Consider the following 16,333-nt stretch of genomic DNA (forward strand, 5'->3'; position numbering starts at 1 on the left):
GTTGGGGGACTGGGGGTCCCCACACTCCCCCTCATAGTGTGGGGGGGGGGCGGCGGCAGCGGGGGGGGTTCGACCACGTGGGCCCTCGGGTAACCCCGGGGGGGGGGGGGGCCGGCCCCCGCCCCCGCCGATCCAGGTCCACCCGGTTCTGATTCGTGGGCCGTTACGACGCTCACCGGTTCGACACCTGCCGTTGCCCGCGAATGTCAGCAACACCCGGGTCGGACCTGTGTCACCTGGTTAGCGCTGTAGTGTCAGCAGACCCGGCCGGTAGGGCAGGAGGCCGTAGTCGCCGCTGGACCTGGGGTCACGTCCCTGGTAGAGCAACTGCAGGTTGCAGGGATCAACGGTCATGGTCTGATCGGCGTTGCCGCGGATCAGTTCGCCGTGGCTGATGTCGTTGGTCCATGTGGCGCCACTGTTGGCCTTGCCGGCGAAGGGGTTGCTCTCGGTCGCGGCCTGCGGCGTCCACGAACCGCTCAGGCTGGTGGCCGTGAACGAGCGGAAGTAGCGTCCCTGCGCGCCGATCGCCTCGACGAGCATGAGGTACCGGTTCTGGCCCTGGAGCTTGTAGACCTGAACCGCCTCGAACAGATTGTTCGTCGTGTCGCTCATGACCACCGTCGACGACGAGCCGAAACTACCCGGGAAGTTCCCGATGGGCATGCTGGCCCGGTAGATCCTGCCGTTGTCCCCGGCGAAGAACAGGTACATGTTCGTGCTGTCACCGATGAGCGCCTGGTCGATGGGTCCCGTCCCGGAGTCGGAGATGCTCCCCGAGAAGAGCACCTGCTGCGACGACCAGCCGTTGGGGTTGGTGGGGTCGCTCGACGTCCGGTAGGAGAAGGCGGTTCCACCCCACTGGTAGGCGAGCACCCAGATGTTCCTCGGGGCGAAGTAGAACAGCGTCGGGGCGACAGTGGAGTAGGACATCGTGTTCTGGCTGGCCGAGGCCATGTCGGACCAGTTCGTGAAGAGGCCGAAGTTCATCGAGCCCCACCTGGTCCCGGTGTCGTGTGTCGTCGCGTAGACGAGATGCCTGCCGTTGTAGGGGGCGTAGGTGAAGTCCTTCAGCGAGACCCACCCCGACTTCGGACTCGCCAGCGGCCCGGTCGACGTCCAGCGGTACGTCGACGGAAGATCGCACGTGCCGGGCGGCGGCGTGGTGGGGTTGCTCCCGCCGTCGACGCGGACGAGTTGCCACTGCTGGTTGGTGCCGTTCCAGTCGTCGTACTGCACGACGTTCGCGCCGTCCGCGGTCGAGGCGCCCTGCACCTCCAGGGCCCTGTTGCTGTTGCGGTTGATGAACCGCACGTGTCCACCATCGGAGTCGGCCAACCGGAACTGCTGGTTGGTGCCGTTGTGGTCGGTCCACTGGTTGATCGCCGCACCGTTGGCCGTGGAGAAGTTGTAGACGTCCAGCACCTTGCCGGAGTGCCGCGACTTGATCCGGTAGTAGCCGCCACCGGAGTCGACGAACTGCCACTGCTGCTGGTTACCGTTGTTCCGGGTCCACTGCGTGATCCGGGCACCGTCGTTCGTCGCCAGGTTGTACACGTCCAGAGCCCTACCGCTGTTGCGGTTGACCAGCACGTACCACGCGCTCGTGTCGACCGTCGCCGCGGCGGCGGGTGTCGACAGCACCGCTGCGGCGGCACCGCCGAGCAGCACCGTCGTCACACCAGCGGCGACGGCCCGCAGCAACCGCCCCCGCCGCCGTGACGGCGACGCGATCGATGGGGACCTACCAAAGGCAGACATGATCCTCCTTCAATGACCAAGAGCCGAAGGGTCCACCCGAAGATGGGCGCACCGCGACGCGCGGCCGAAGCGCAGCGTCGAGGGTGTTAGCGTTCACGCGACGCTCCACATGCCCTGGCACACGCCTGATTTAAGGTCTGACGAGGCAGGCTTGCCCGGTAAGCCACCGCATCGTCACCCTCGACCATCGACTGTGAGCGATAACATGGCGGTCGTCAAGTCGTAATGTTCTGGGTCCGCCACCGGTGGCGCCCCGCAGCCCATGACGCCCGACCGCTCCTCACCGACTCCCCGCACACATCACCCCGGACGGGCAGCCTGCGGGCGCGCGGAGCCGGCACCTGTCCATCCAGGAACGGGCTCGGCTGGCCGGAGCAGCCTGCGGGCGTGCGGAGCGGGCACACATCGCGTCATCACAGGGAGCAGCGGGTGGGGCCTGCGAGGTCCCCAGCCGGCCGGACCGCGTCGGCACCGCCCGGAGCCGGGACGGAGTATCTCCGTGAACGTTCACATAGCCCCAAGGCACCCGAACTACGGTCAGCACTGCGCAACCTCTGGCCCTGTTTTCACTCTATGTAACGTAAGCACGATCCGACGTCCTGGCGCTTCGCGGGCATTCAGGGGGTTTGGGCAGCGCATCGAGCCCGGCGAAGCCCTTGATGCCTCCGAAACGCTCAAGTAACATCGCCTTACTTCGATGGCGCTCGTTGGAGAAGGTCCAACCCGTCATGCGTGGCGACGGCGCTCGGGCAGCGATGTTAGCGCTCACAAAAATGGCGGCAGGGGCGTCGAGGTGGGGTTGCGGCGCCCTGGGCCGGTGCGGCAACTCGTTTCCGGGCATGAGTTGCGCTCGCCGCAGCCGGGCGGCCACCAGCTGGGTCGAAATGTGTCGGCTGCGACCAGCTTTCTATCGAAGGAGACGCATGAATGACATCGGTGTGGCGCCGGTGCCGCCGATTCGGTGGCGCCGGCGATGGCTGGCGGTGGTGACGGTCGTGACGGTCCTTGCCGGTGGTGTCGCGGCGGTTGTCGCAGCGCCGGCGGCTTCCGCCGCAACGGTGGACACGAGCGCCTGGTACGTGCTGGTGAACCGGAACAGCGGTAAGGCCCTGGACGTGTACAACCTCGCGATCAACGACGGCGCGCGGATCACCCAGTGGACGCGCGGCGACGGAGCCTGGCAACAGTGGCAGTTCGTCGACTCCGGCAACGGCTACTACCGGCTGAGATCCCGCCATTCCAGCAAGGTCCTGGACGTGCACAACCGGTCCACCGCCGACGGCGGCGGCATCGTGCAGTGGACCGACCTCAACGCGGCCAACCAGCAGTTCCGGCTCGCCGACTCCGCCGGCGGCTACGTCCGGCTGATCAACCGCAACAGCGGGAAGGCAGTCGAGGTACAGAACGCCTCAACGACCGACGGCGCGAACGTCGTGCAGTACACCGACTGGGGCGGCGACAACCAACAGTGGCAACTCGTCCGCGTCGACGGCGGCACCACTCCCACCACCCCACCGGCAGGCGGGGAGCAGTTCACCAATCCCGTGGTCTGGCAGGACTTCGCCGACGGCGACATCATCCGCGTCGGTGACGCCTACTACTACTCGGCCTCGACCATGCACTACTCCCCCGGAGCGCCGATCCTGCGCTCCTACGACCTGGTGAACTGGGAGTACGCCGGTCACTCGGTGCCGAGCCTGGACTTCGGGTCGAACGCCTACAACCTGACCGGCGGGCGGGCGTACGTCAAGGGGATCTGGGCCTCGACCCTCAACTACCGCCGCAGTAACAGCACCTACTACTGGATGGGCTGTGTCGAGTTCAACCGGACGTACGTCTACACCGCGACGGCCGTCGACGGTACCTGGCAGAAGCGTTCGCAGATCAACAACTGCTACTACGACGCGGGTCTGCTGGTCGACGACAACGACACCATGTACGTGGCCTACGGCAACGGCACCATCAGTGTCGCGCAACTGTCCGCCGACGGGCTGTCCCAGGTCCGCGCCCAGCAGGTCTTCACCACGCCGTCGAACGTCGGCACTCTGGAAGGCGCCCGTTTCTACAAGCGCAACGGCAGCTACTACATCTGGCTCACCCGCCCGGCCAACGGCCAGTACGTACTGAAGTCGAGCTCACCGTTCGGGCCGTACGAGATGCGCCAGGTGCTGCTGGACCTGCCCGGCCCCATCCCGGGCGGCGGGGTCCCGCACCAGGGGGGCCTGGTGCAGACGCAGAACGGCGACTGGTACTACATGGCGTTCACCGACGCGTACCCGGGCGGCCGGGTGCCGACCCTCGCACCGATCACCTGGACCGGCGACGGCTGGCCCGTCGTCCAGACCGTCAACGGCCGGTGGGGCGTCAACTACCCGAAGCCGAACATCACGACGTCACGGACCGTGCAACCGATGATCGGCGCGGACACCTTCACCGGTCCGGGCCTGGGCCACCGGTGGGAGTGGAACCACAACCCGGATTCCAGCAGGTACAGCGTCAACAACGGACTGCGACTGCAGACCGCGAGCGTCACCAACGACCTCTACTCGGCCCGCAACACCGTCACCCACCGGATCCAGGGCCCGACCTCCACCGCGACGATCGACCTCGACCACTCCGCCATGAGCGACGGAGACCGGGCCGGCCTCGCCATGCTCCGCGACTCCTCGGCGTGGATCGGGGTCAAACGTGACCACGGCACGACCCGGGTGGTGATGACCAACGGCCTGACGATGGACAGCAGCTGGAACACCACCGGCACCGGTGTCGAGGCGGCCAGCGCCGCCATCTCGGGCGGCCGGGTCTGGCTGCGGGTCAACGCCGACATCCGGCCGGGGACGGGTCGGCAGGCCCGGTTCTCGTACAGCACCGACGGCGTGACCTTCACGCCTCTGGGGCCAGCCTTCACCCTGAACAACGCCTGGCAGTTCTTCATGGGATACCGGTTCGGGATCTTCAACTACGCCACCCAGGCTCTCGGCGGTGCCGTCACCGTCCGGCGTTTCGACCTGACCACCCCCTGATCCCAGGGGCCATTCGGCAGCCGGCCCGAACCGCATCACCGCTGTCGCGCGATCCGGAGAATCCGGGCTTTCCGGATCGCACGGCCCTCCACCACCGCCCGCGCGGGATGCCAGGTGCAGCTGCTCGCATCCGCCGACCCCGTCGGCACCCGCACCTTCGGGGCCTGGTCCTGTCACCCACATCGCACGTACCTCGGCGTCGGCACCCGACCGCCGACGCCGATCATCTCTACGACAGGAGGAACAACGTGCTCAGACCGACGAGATGGCTGACGGCCGTCATGGGCGTTCTGGCGGTGACGTTCGCCGCGGCCGTCGCCGACGGGGTCGTAGCGCCCCGCCCGGCCCAGGCGCTGGACAACGGCGTCGCCCGGACCCCGCCGATGGGCTGGAACACCTGGAACACGTTCGGCTGCAACATCAACGAGACCCTCATTCGCCAGATGGCCGACTCGATCGTCGACGACGGCCTGCGGGATCTCGGCTACAGGTACGTCGTCGTCGACGACTGCTGGTTCAACCCGAACCGGGACGCGCAGGGCAACCTCCAGGCCCACCCGGAGCGGTTCCCGAGCGGAATGAAGGCGCTCGGGGACTACCTGCACTCGCGGGGCCTGCTCTTCGGCATCTACCAGTCACCACTGGACCAGACCTGCGCCCAGTACTTCGACGCCTTCCCCGGCTCCACGGGCAGCCTCGGGCACGAGTACCAGGACGCCCGGCAGTTCGCCGCCTGGGGCGTGGACTACCTGAAGTACGACTGGTGTTCACCGACCGGGACCATCAACGACCAGGTGGCGAGGTTCGGCATCATGCGCGACGCGCTGGCCGCCACCGGCCGGCCGATCGTCTACAGCATCAACTCGAACAGCATCCACGAGAAGACCGGGCCCCAACGCAACTGGAGTGACGTGGCGAACCTCTGGCGGACCACGGAGGACATCACCAACGCCTGGAACACCGGCCAGACCAACGGCTACCCGATGGGCATCCAGAACATCGTCAACGTCAACGTCCCGCTGGCCGGGTACGCGGCACCCGGCGGGTTCAACGACCCGGACATGCTCGAGGTGGGCAACGGCGGCATGAACGACACCGAGATGCGCAGCCACTTCGCGCTGTGGGCGATGATGGCGGCGCCGCTCATGATGGGCAACGACCTGCGCTCGGCCAGCGCCGCGACGCTGACGATCCTGAAGAACCAGAACCTGGTCGCCATCAACCAGGACACTCTCGGTCTGCAGGCGGTGCAGATCCTCAATGACGGCACCCGGCGAGTCCTGGCGAAGCGGCTGGCCAACGGCGATGTCGCAGTCGCTCTGTTCAACCAGGGCGGCTCCACCACGACGATCTCCACCACCACGTCGGCGATCGGTAAGACCGGCAGCTCGTTCACCCTGAGGGACGCGTGGACCAATTCCACCGCGAGTACCACCGGGGCCATCTCCGCGAGCGTGCCGGCGCACGGCACGGTGGTGTACCGGGTCAGCGGAGGCGGCACCACCAACCCGCCGACACCCACCACGTTCCGGCTGCGCAGCGAGGCGGCCGACCGCTGTCTCGACCTCGACAACTCCAACACCGCCAACGGCACCGGCACCCTGATCTGGGACTGCCACGCCAATCCCAACCAGCAGATCACCCAGAACGGTCAGACCCTGCGGATTCTCGGCAAGTGCCTGGACGCCCCGACCAGTGCGGCAAACGGCACCCGGGTGCAGATCTGGGACTGCAACGGCGGCACCAATCAGCAGTGGGCGTTCAACGGCAACGGCACGATCAGCAACGTCCGCTTCCCGTCTCTGTGCCTGGACGTCAACAACGGCGGCACCGCCAACGGGACCACGGTGATCCTGTGGTCCTGCCACGGCAACATCAACCAGCGATGGAACCGAGCCTGACCGACCGGCGCTGACCGTGGGCCGGCCGGGTGGACAGGGCATCTGCCTCGACCCCCGACCGGCCCACCGTCGTGGCGGGAGCGGACCGCAAGCCCGTAGCCGGGCGGGCATCGCCCGTCGCTGCCACCAGCGAAGCGTAGGTACAGGTCACGCGTTCCACTCGCACCGCTCACCCCGCACGTGGTGGTCGTCCAGTTCTGCCAGCCGCCCGTACCGCCGACGTTGCAGGTGCCGACGATCGGGCCGCTCACGCTGTCCAACCGCACCTCGATCCGGCCGCCGCTGCTGGCCGAGGCGACCCGCGCGGAGAAGGACGTCGCACCGGCACCGAACGCCACGCCCTTGACCTTGATGTAGTCGCCGTTCTCGATCCAGCCGACGTTCATCCCGCCCTCGCTGGCCGGCTCCGTCTCGATGCCAGCACCCCAGGCGACGGTCTCGGCCTCCTGCCGGACGTACGGGTTCAGCGTGCCAACCTGCGGCACGCCCGCGGTGGTCATGTTGATCGTCGGGAACGTGCCGTTGGAGTTGTAGGTGAACTTCTCCACGGCGACCGAACGGGTGAAGCCACCGCCGCCGGGCAACGCCCCATTGTGATAGAAGAAGTACGATCCGCCATTGAAGTCGATGATGCCGGCGTGGTTGGTGAAGCTGCTGCCCTGCCGGGGCATGATGGCCCCCCGGTAGCTCCACGACCCCGTCGGGCCCGGCGCCGTCGAGTACGCGATGAACTCGGAGCAGCACTCCGCCGCGAACACGACGACCGCGGCGAGGGCGCGCCGACGCCTCGTCGCGGGACGGAGTGGGATCACCAGCTTCACAACTGACTCCACGAGCGGTGTCCTGTGCAACCACGGCGTGGGTAGCCGGAGCGGGCCGAGCGGCTACGGCGTGAGCCGGAAGGTGGCGTCCTGCCGGTCGGCAGCACTGGAGGACGCGCTCAGCGGATCGATGCGCAGCAGGTAACCGGAGTGCCGGAGATACCGGTCGGGGACGTTGTGGGAGCGGAACGAGGTCCACGAGGAGTCGCCCAGGCCCGGGGCGCGGTGGAACGTCGCGTCGGCCCGGAACGTCGCGGTGTTGTCGTTCGGGTCGAGCCGGACGGTATAGCCACTGTGGCGCAGGAAGTTGCCGGGTCGGTTCACCGACTCGAACGACACCCCGGACGAGTCGGCCAGGCCGGGCACCATCCGCCACATCTGGTCCTGGTACGGGTCGAACGGGTACGGGTCGAGGCGCCCGAGGCCGTTGAGGTGCCGGACGAACCGGTCCGGGAAGTTCCAGGACTTCAGCCGCACCCAGTTCGGAGTACCCCACCGGCTGACCGCGCCGTCGTACTCGGCCTCGGTGATGCCGAGGATCGAGCCGTGCTTGCCGTTGAGCGGCGCAGTGTAGTCCCGCTGGTTCAGCACAGTCCAAGCGCTGCCGGTGATGTTGCTGCTGGACCAGGCGTAGTAGTCGGCGTTCACCGGCCTGAACGAGTCACCCCACAGATACCAGCCGTTGCCGTCGTTCCGCTTGACCAGCAGAGGGGCCTCCATCGCGTCGCCCTGACGCAGCCCGCCGGTGTAGGTGGTGAAGCTGTTCGGCTCGCCGGTCGACGAGCGGGCGCCATACAGGTTCCCGTTCGCGAGATTCTTGTAGTACAGGTACGTGACCCCGTTGTCGACCACGATGTCACTGTCCAGGACGCCGAAACCAGGGCTGAAGAAGACCTGCGGGGAGCTGACCGACTGGAAGTCGGATGTGTAGTTGACCAGGAACACGTCCCCGCTGCTGGTGTTGCAGGAGTAGACGATGCCGTACTGTCCGCGGCTGGCATTCCAGAAGACCGTCGGCGCCCAGGTGTGAGCGTTGTAGGTGTGCATCCGTAGCCGCCGGTACCCGGTGAAGCTGGTCAGGTTCGTCGAGTCCCACACGTGCAGGTACTGACTGACGGTGCCGAAGTCCGTGCCGCGCAGATCGGTGGCGATCACGATGAACGTACCGTCCTGCTTGCGGAAGATGAACGGGTCGCGCAACCCCAGCTGACCTGCGGTCGGGGTGACCACGGGGTCGTTCTGGTTGAGGGGGGTCCAGTTCAGGCCGTCGCGGCTGACCGCTACGTGCAGGCCGTAGTCTGCCCCCACGAAGTTCGGCGACTCGGTGAAGTAGGTCATCGCGTACGCGCTGTAGGTCGCGGCCGACGCCGTCCGGGGGGCGATCGTCAGGCCGGCGGCGGTGGCCGCGCCGGCGGCGACCACTCCCTTGGTGAAGGCTCGTCGGGTCAGGGCCATGGGGGTGACCTCTCTCGATGGTGGTGGTTCGGGCCGCAGCTCGGCTCTCGGCGACGGACATGGACCGGCCGGGATGCCGAGGGTCCCGGGTGGTGTTGTCGCTAGGCGTTCCGGGCGAGTCGCCACCGGTTGTCCGCACTGCCGTTGTCTGAGTCCTGTACTGCCTGCGCTCCCCAGGCGGTGGACCCGTTGAGGATGCCGAGCAGCTTTCCGCTGTTGACGTTGCGGATCTTGTAGGTGCCGTCACCGAGGTCGACGAGAGTCCACCGGTGGTCCGCCGTGCCGGTGTCCGACCACTGCAGCACCCGGGCGTTGTCGGCGGTGGACATGTTCTCCACCCCGAGGACCTTGCCGCTGTTGACGTTGCGAAGTTTGACCGCGTCGCCGTCGGTCACGACCACCCAGTTGTGGTCGGCGGTGCCGGAGTCGCCCCACTGCACGGCGAGGCCGCCGTCGGCGACCGACATGTCCTGGATGCCGAGCACCAGCCCGGTGCCGACGTTGACGAGCCGGTAACTGGCGCCACCGGCACCGTTGGTGCTCCAGTAGACCGTGTAGTTGTAACCATGGGCGTCGTGGAAGGGCCCGATACTGACGGTGGCCCCGTTGGCGGTCGCGGTGAACGCCAGTGAGCCGGAGCTGGTCCGGGTGATGGACGACGTGACCAGTGCCGGCAGCGCCGTGATAGCGGTGTTGCCGTAGTTGCCGCACAGCACCGCCGGGCCGTAGGTGATCGCGGCGACAGCGGCGTTGTCGTTGGCGTTCTGCATGATGACCCGCATCGGCAGCCGTATCGTGATCATGTCGCCCGCAGCCCAGGTACGGGTGACCGTGGCGTAGCTGCCCGGTGTGGTGGCGATGTTCTGCACGGCGCCGTTGACGCTGATCGTCGCGCCGGTGGTCCAGGCCGGGATGCGGACCCGGATGCTCCATGAGCCGCTCATCGTGCCGGACAGGGTCAGGGTGGTGGTGTCGCTGACCGGGTAGCTGGTGCTCTGCGTGACGGTGATGCCGCGCTGGGACCAGGTCAGCACCGACGGCACGAACAGGTTCACGGTCAGCGTGGTGCCGTTGTGGAAGTAGATGGAGTCCATCAGCTTCGTGTTCGTCTCGATCCCGGTGCCTTGGCAGCACCAGAACGAGTTGTAGTCGGTGCTCCAGGTGCCGCCGCCCCACGCCGGGCCCACACCCCGGCGCCCGCCGGGTCGCAGCGGCGTGAAGTAGGTGATGTGGCCGTGGCCATCGGTTGGGTTCTGCGCGCCGATCAGGTGGTTGAGCAGAGCGCGCTCGTAATAGTCGAAGTACGCCACCCGGTTCGGGTCGAGCAGCCACAGTTCCCGGGTCAGCTTGAGCATGTTGTAGGTGTTGCACTGCTCGCAGGTGTCGTCGGTGAGGTACGAGGCGATCGCGTGCGGCGCCCGGAAGTGTTCGGCCTGGCTGTTGCCGCCGATGGCGTACGTGTGCGCGTTGACGGTGAGGTTCCAGGCGTTCGTGGCGATGTCCCGGTAGCGGGTGGTGCCGGTGGCCTTGAACTCCCGGGCGGCACCCACCCACTTCGGGACCTGGGTGTTGGCGTGCAGCCCGGCGAGCTGGTCGGAGTTGGCGGCCAGCGGGTTGAACACGGCAGCGTGGTCGAACCGCTGGGCGGCCGTGAGCCAGCGCCCGTCACCGGTCTGCTGGTAGATGTCCGTCAGCACCTCGTTCATGCCGCCGAACTCGGTGCCCAGCATCGCCTGCATCTGGCTGGTACTCAGCCGGGCGGTCCGGGTGTCGACCCAGCCGGCCAGAGCCAGCAGCACGGAGCGCGCCTGTGTGCTGCCGATGTAGCGCCAGACGTCAAGCAGCCCGGTCAGCGTCTTGTGGATGCAGTAGTAGGGCACGTTGCGGTTGGTCAAGGTCCGTGCCTCGAGCGCGGTGAAGTCGGACTCCGGGAATCCGGAGAGGTAGCCTGCGGCGAACCCGGCCGCTCCGTTGTTCGCCTGGCACCTGGCGAGTTCGGCCACCATGTAGTTGGCCTTGTCCCGGCAGGTGGTGTCACCCAGCACCGCGTAAGCCTGAGCCCAGGCGGTGAGAAAGTGTCCCTGCACGTGGGTTCGGAACGGAAACGTCGGACTGTCCCAGCCCCCGTTCGCCGCCGCGCCGTTGGTGGACAGCCGATGGTTGGCGCGGAAGTTGTAGAGCAGCCGGTCCACGTTGACGAACCGCAGATAGGTCAACGTCCGATTCTGGTTGTCCAGCCACCGACCAGCGGTCAGCCTGACCTGGCCGAGGTCGAACGCGTACGCCGACACCCCGAGGTCCGGCCGGGCGGGGGGTAGCACCGCGCCGACGGCGGGACGGGCCCCGAGGATCGGAATGCCGGCCGCCGAGACGACAGCGGTCGCGCCGGCGGCCTGCAGCGCGCGACGCCGGCTGATGGGTCGGGATGACATGAAGCCTCCATTCAGGTTGCCACCGACGTCAGCGGCAGGGGCCGATGGCAGGGCCGGCCGGTCGGCGGTGTGTGCGGTCCGACGGTTGTGGAGCGAGACGGTCGTTGGGTCCGCCTCCGGTAAGAGCGGCACCCGGGTCCCCAGCGGTCAGGGGATCGCCGGACTCCCGGCCCCATCCGGTTCAGATCGCGGCGATGGTCCACTGCAGGTTCGTGCTGGTGCCCAGCGCCCACCTGCTGATCCGTGAACCGACGGTGGTGTCGCCGCCGCTGTCCAGCGCCGTGCCGGAAGAAGGTCCAGGTCTCGCCGGGCAGCCAGGTACGCGAGCCGCTGTCACCGGGAGCACCGTCCTGCGGGGCGGCGATCTGGCCGCCATCGAAGGCGGCCCAGGTCACCGGGTACCCGGCCCGGCAGCCGGAGTAGGTGGTGGTGCGGTGGGTCAGGCTGCCGGGTGCCGGCTCGGGTGGGTTCTGGGCGGTACAGCCGTTGTTCCGGACGAACCTGTCCCGCAACGATTGCCCGCTGGTGATGTTGTCGCTGATGCCGTGGGCGCCGAAGTAGGCGATGGGCTGGCTGCCGCCGCTGCATCCGCTGAGTTCCCGGGGAGCGCCGTGGACGGCGACCGCCCGGAAGACCGTCGACCGGGCGCAGGCGAGGGCGTAGCTCATCGCGCCGCCACAGCTGCAGCCGACCGCTGCAGGCCGTAGTACGACCACACGTCCCGCTGCACGGTCTGACTCATGACGTTCTCCTTCCGCGTCCTCTCGACGCGTAGGCGGTGCGACACCCCCCGCCGGTGGTGGTGGCATGGGCGGCAGGCGTTCAGCGGCGCTGCCGCGCGAACATGTCCGCCCGGGAGGGGCGTCGCAGTGCCGGCCCGGCCGGCGGGGACGGTGGACGCCGTGTCCCACCCGATCGACGTTCCGCGAGTGGGTCGACTGCTCCTCTCTTCAGCGGTCGACGCCTGGGGTCGCCAGTGCTCGGGGATGGCGCACGGACGACAAGGAATTTAATGCCCGTCTATATCGAAAGGTATAATGTTAACGGTCACATCGCAAGGGTCAGCAACCTGGCGAGACCGGAGGGTGAGACGGCCGGGCATGCCGACGATGACGGCTTAACGGATCATGGCTGTCGATGTGGTGAAGCGGGTTTCGCCGTCAACGGCGAGAGGGCGGTCAGCGGTGCGCCAGGTCAGGGCCCGTTCCACCACCGACCGCGGCGGGGGCGTGCGACGACCCTCGCTGGTCGGCGGGATGCGCACGATGTCGAGCACCGTGCGCAGGAGTGTCGCGGGCGCAGCCGACCGGTCGGCCGGTGCACCCGGAGTCGGCACGGTTGCCCGACAAGCAGATCGCGGGTCGGGATCGCCGCGAGGAGCACCGCCAGGTGCGGGTGGATGCCGCAGCGTCGTCGGGCCGCAGCGGGCCGGGGTGGTGCCCTGCGGGCTCCCCCGACGTGTGTCCCGCCGGGGGCCGCGGTGATCAGGAGAAGGCCGTCGGTGACGTCGACGTGGAGGCGGTGACCGGCAGGCCAGCGCAGCGCCCGCAGCAACGCACCTGCGCCGCTTCGCCGCCGAGGTGACGCCGATTGTCCGCGAGCTGGTGGCCGCCGAGCGGAAGCCGGACGCGGCCGCCCGCGAGCTGGTAGCCGCCGAGCCGACGGCGGCGCGGCGGTCCGGACGGCCGCGCCGCCGTCGGCCTGCTGAGCGACACCCTGCTGTCCCACCTCGCGTACGAGGAACGAGAGCTCGTCGGACCGATCGTCCGCCGGGGTCTGTCCTGACCAGACCGGACCGACGGCCCGACCGCAGATCGGGCGGGCCGTGCGTCCGCTCAGGCGACGTGCGTGAGGTAGCCGGCGACGGCCTCGTCGAGCACCTCCCGGCCGGGCCGTGCCCACACCTCCTCGGCGAAGACCTCGACCTCCACCGGCCCGGTGTAGCCGGCCGCGTCCACGGCCTCCCGGAAGCGGCGCAGCTCGACGCACCCCGTGCCGGGCAGCCCCCGGCCGAGCAGCACCCCCGCCGGCAGCGGCGTCACCCAGTCGGCGATCTGGAAGCAGGCGATGCGTTTCTCCCCGCCGGCCCGCGCGATCTGCGCCCACACCTGGTCGTCCCACCAGAGGTGGTACGTGTCGACGACGACGCCCACCGTCTCCGCCGGGTACGGCGAGACGAGATCCAGGGCCTGACCGAGACTGGCGACCACGCACCGGTCGGCACAGAACATCGGGTGCAGCGGCTCCACGGCGAGCCGGACCCCCGTGGCTCGGGCGTACGGCACCAGCTCGCCGATCGCGTCCCGCACGTGCGCCCGAGCGCCGTCGATGTCCCGGCTGCCGTCGGGCAGGCCGCCGGAGACCAGCACCAGCACCGGCGCGCCCACTGCCGCCGCCTCGTCGATGGCACGCCGGTTCTCGTCGAGCCAGCCGGGGGTGCCGAAGAACCCGCCGCGGCACAGCGACGTGACGGTCAGGCCCGCGTCCCGCACCAGCGCCGCGGCCGGCTCGACCCCGTACGCGGCCAGATCCTCCCGCCACAGCCCCACCCCGGACACCCCGGCGTCGACGCAGCCGGCGACGAGGTCCGGCAGTGGCCACCGCTTCGTCGTCGCCGAGTTGAGCGCGAACCGATTCACTGCGCCACCCCCGCCGTGGTCATGAACGCCCGCGCGCGGTGCGCGGCCAGCTCGGCGTCGGGCAGCAGCCCGGCCGCGTCGGCCAGCCGCAGCAGCCGGCCCAGGTGCACCGGCGACCGTCCCGACTGGAGACCGCCGACCATCGTGAAGTGGTCCTGGTGACCGGCGAGCCAGGCCAGGAACACGATGCCCGTCTTGTAGTAGAAGGTCGGGGCACCGAACAGGTGCCGGGCGAGCGGCAGCGTGGGTGCCAGAATCCGGTCGTACGTCGCCAGGTCCCCGGTGTCCAGCACCCGCAGCGCGGCGGCGGCCGGGGGCGCGATCGCGGCGAGGACGCCGAGCAGCGCGTCGGAGTGGCCTTCGCCGTCGCCCCGGATCAGGGCCGGGTAGTTGAAGTCGTCGCCGGTGTAGAGCCGTACCCCTGCCGGCAGACGCCGGCGCAGCGCGACCTCGAAGTCCTCGTCGAGCAGCGACAGCTTGACGCCGTCGACCCGGCTCGCGTGCGCGCCGATCAGCGCGACCACGGTGTCCGCGGCGCGCACCGGATCGGCGTCGCCCCAGTAGCCGGCGAGGGCCGGGTCGAACGCCGGGCCGAGCCAGTGCAGCACCACCGGGCCGTCGGCGTCGGCCAGCAGCCGGCCGTAGACGTCGAGGTAGTCGTCGGCGGACCGGGCCGCGGCGGCCAGGTGGCGGCTGCACATGAGCACCGGCCGGGCGCCGGCGTCCTGCACGTCGGCGAGCTGCTCGGCGTACGCCTTGCGGATCTCGTCGAGCGTGGCCGGGCCGGCCGGCAGCTGATCGGTGGCGACGCCCGCGCAGATCGCGCCGCCCTCGGCCTGGGCGGCCGCCGCCGAGCGCCGCACCAGCTCGCGCGCGGCCGGGTAGTCCATGCCCATGCCGCGCTGGGCGGTGTCCATCGCCTCGGCGACGCCGAACCCGTACGACCACAGGTGCCGGCGGAACGCCAGGGTCGCGTCCCAGTCGACCGCGGCGGGCGCGCCCGGCACGTTCTCCGCGCGGGGATCGGCGACGACGTGCGCGGCGGCGTACGCGACCCGGCTGGCGAAGCGGGCACCGGGCGTGACGTGCTCGCGCCCGGTCCCGGAGAGGGTGAACGGCCCGTCGGGCAGATTGACGGTCCGGGTCACGACCGCAGCTCCGTCACCTCGACGCGCCGGCCCTCCCGCGCCGACTGCAGGCCCAGCTCGGCCAGCTGCACACCCCGCGCACCGGCCCACAGATCCCAGGTGTACGGGGCGTCCTCGGCGACGTGCCGCAGGAACATCTCCCACTGCGCCTTGAAGCCGTTGTCGAACACCTCGTTGTCCGGCACCTCCTGCCACTGCGCACGGAAGTCGTCCGTGGAGGGCAGGTCCGGGTTCCAGACCGGCTTCGGGGTGACGGCCCGGTGCTGGACGCGGCAGCGACGCAGGCCGGCGACCGCGCTGCCCTCGGTGCCGTCGACCTGGAACTCGACCAGCTCGTCCCGGTTCACCCGGACGGCCCAGGAGGAGTTGATCTGGGCGACGACGCCACCGTCCAGCTCGAAGATCGCGTACGCGGCGTCGTCGGCGGTCGCGTCGTAGGGCTGACCGTCCTCGGCCCACCGGCGCGGGATGTGGGTGGTGACGTGGGCGGTGACCGCCCGGACCGGCGAGAAGATCTGCTCCAGGACGTAGTGCCAGTGCGGGAACATGTCGACGACGATGCCGCCGCCGTCGGCGGTCCGGTAGTTCCAGCTCGGACGCTGTGCCTCCTGCCAGTCGCCCTCGAAGACCCAGTAGCCGAACTCGCCGCGCACCGACAGGATCCGGCCGAAGAACCCGCCCCGCACGAGCCGGTCGAGCTTGCGCAGGCCGGGCAGGAAGAGCTTGTCCTGCACGACGCCGTGGCGTACCCCGGCCGCGTCGGCGGCGCGCGCCAGCTCGACCGCGCCGTGCAGGGTGGTGGCGGTGGGCTTCTCGGTGTAGATGTGCTTGCCCGCCGCGACAGCGAGCCCGATCGCCTTCTCCCGTTCGCTGGTGACCTGCGCGTCGAAGTAGATCGAGACGTCCGGTCGCGCCAGCGCGGCGTCCAGGTGGGTCGTCCAGTCGGTCAATCCGTGCCGGGCCGCGACGTCGCGCAGCTTGGCCTCGTTCCGCCCGACCAGAACGAGTTCCGGCCAGAGGCGGCTCCCGTCGCGCAGCGGTACGCCGCCCTGCTCGCGGATGGCCAGCAGCGACCGGACCAGGTGCTGCCGATAGCCCATCCGCCCGGTCACGCCGTTCATCACGATGCCGATCGGGACACGTGCCGTCATCG

At 69.2% G+C, this 16,333-nt stretch carries 8 protein-coding genes and 2 pseudogenes; 2 read left to right on the top strand and 8 right to left on the bottom strand.

Features of this window, described 5'->3' with window-relative positions; all coding sequences use genetic code 11:
* Positions 1-240: 240 nt before the first annotated feature.
* Entirely contained in the window at positions 241-1,761 is a 1,521-nt protein-coding gene (locus ACIBJE_RS20930) for a non-reducing end alpha-L-arabinofuranosidase family hydrolase (RefSeq protein ID WP_396750740.1), read from the bottom strand.
* Positions 1,762-2,684: 923 nt separating this feature from the next.
* Between ACIBJE_RS20930 and ACIBJE_RS20935 the strand changes: the two genes are divergently transcribed.
* Together ACIBJE_RS20935 and ACIBJE_RS20940 are read left to right on the top strand one after the other, a co-directional pair.
* Positions 2,685-4,784, top strand: coding sequence for a family 43 glycosylhydrolase (locus ACIBJE_RS20935; protein WP_396750742.1), 2,100 nt, complete (start codon positions 2,685-2,687; stop codon positions 4,782-4,784).
* Positions 4,785-5,065: 281 nt separating this feature from the next.
* The gene (locus ACIBJE_RS20940) at positions 5,066-6,685 is read left to right on the top strand and encodes a glycoside hydrolase family 27 protein (RefSeq protein ID WP_396751010.1); all 1,620 of its coding nucleotides are present in this window, start codon (positions 5,066-5,068) and stop codon (positions 6,683-6,685) included.
* Between the two features lie 119 nt (positions 6,686-6,804).
* On the opposite strand, the pseudogene ACIBJE_RS20945 reads toward ACIBJE_RS20940, so the two are convergent.
* The 7 genes and pseudogenes from ACIBJE_RS20945 to ACIBJE_RS20975 all read right to left on the bottom strand — a co-directional run.
* Positions 6,805-7,443: pseudogene (locus ACIBJE_RS20945) on the bottom strand (carbohydrate-binding protein); the annotation flags it as partial.
* A gap of 126 nt (positions 7,444-7,569) precedes the next feature.
* Entirely contained in the window at positions 7,570-8,961 is a 1,392-nt protein-coding gene (locus ACIBJE_RS20950) for a glycoside hydrolase family 43 protein (RefSeq protein ID WP_396750744.1), read from the bottom strand.
* A 101-nt stretch (positions 8,962-9,062) separates the two neighbouring features.
* Entirely contained in the window at positions 9,063-11,393 is a 2,331-nt protein-coding gene (locus ACIBJE_RS20955) for a beta-L-arabinofuranosidase domain-containing protein (RefSeq protein ID WP_396750746.1), read from the bottom strand.
* Between the two features lie 11 nt (positions 11,394-11,404).
* Positions 11,405-12,088 (bottom strand): annotated as a pseudogene (locus tag ACIBJE_RS20960) (hypothetical protein); the annotation flags it as partial.
* 1,140 nt (positions 12,089-13,228) lie between these two features.
* Entirely contained in the window at positions 13,229-14,032 is an 804-nt protein-coding gene (locus tag ACIBJE_RS20965; RefSeq protein WP_396750747.1) for a sugar phosphate isomerase/epimerase family protein, read from the bottom strand.
* Entirely contained in the window at positions 14,029-15,180 is a 1,152-nt protein-coding gene (locus tag ACIBJE_RS20970; RefSeq protein ID WP_396750749.1) for a dihydrodipicolinate synthase family protein, read from the bottom strand. Before ACIBJE_RS20970 ends, ACIBJE_RS20965 begins: the two co-directional genes overlap by 4 nt.
* Complete coding sequence (locus ACIBJE_RS20975; protein WP_396750751.1) at positions 15,177-16,331, bottom strand: Gfo/Idh/MocA family protein; 1,155 nt, start codon at positions 16,329-16,331, stop codon at positions 15,177-15,179. Before ACIBJE_RS20975 ends, ACIBJE_RS20970 begins: the two co-directional genes overlap by 4 nt.
* Positions 16,332-16,333 lie beyond the last annotated feature (2 nt).

Origin of the sequence: Micromonospora sp. NPDC050187, from assembly GCF_044459745.1 — a bacterium.
GTDB lineage: Bacteria > Actinomycetota > Actinomycetes > Mycobacteriales > Micromonosporaceae > Micromonospora.

Coding starts and splice junctions, on each gene's coding strand:
- ACIBJE_RS20930 (WP_396750740.1), bottom strand. CDS start 1,761: ATGTCTGCCTTTGGTAGGTCCCCATCGATCGCGTCGCCGTCACGGCGG.
- ACIBJE_RS20935 (WP_396750742.1), top strand. CDS start 2,685: ATGAATGACATCGGTGTGGCGCCGGTGCCGCCGATTCGGTGGCGCCGG.
- ACIBJE_RS20940 (WP_396751010.1), top strand. CDS start 5,066: ATGGGCGTTCTGGCGGTGACGTTCGCCGCGGCCGTCGCCGACGGGGTC.
- ACIBJE_RS20950 (WP_396750744.1), bottom strand. CDS start 8,961: ATGGCCCTGACCCGACGAGCCTTCACCAAGGGAGTGGTCGCCGCCGGC.
- ACIBJE_RS20955 (WP_396750746.1), bottom strand. CDS start 11,393: ATGTCATCCCGACCCATCAGCCGGCGTCGCGCGCTGCAGGCCGCCGGC.
- ACIBJE_RS20975 (WP_396750751.1), bottom strand. CDS start 16,331: ATGACGGCACGTGTCCCGATCGGCATCGTGATGAACGGCGTGACCGGG.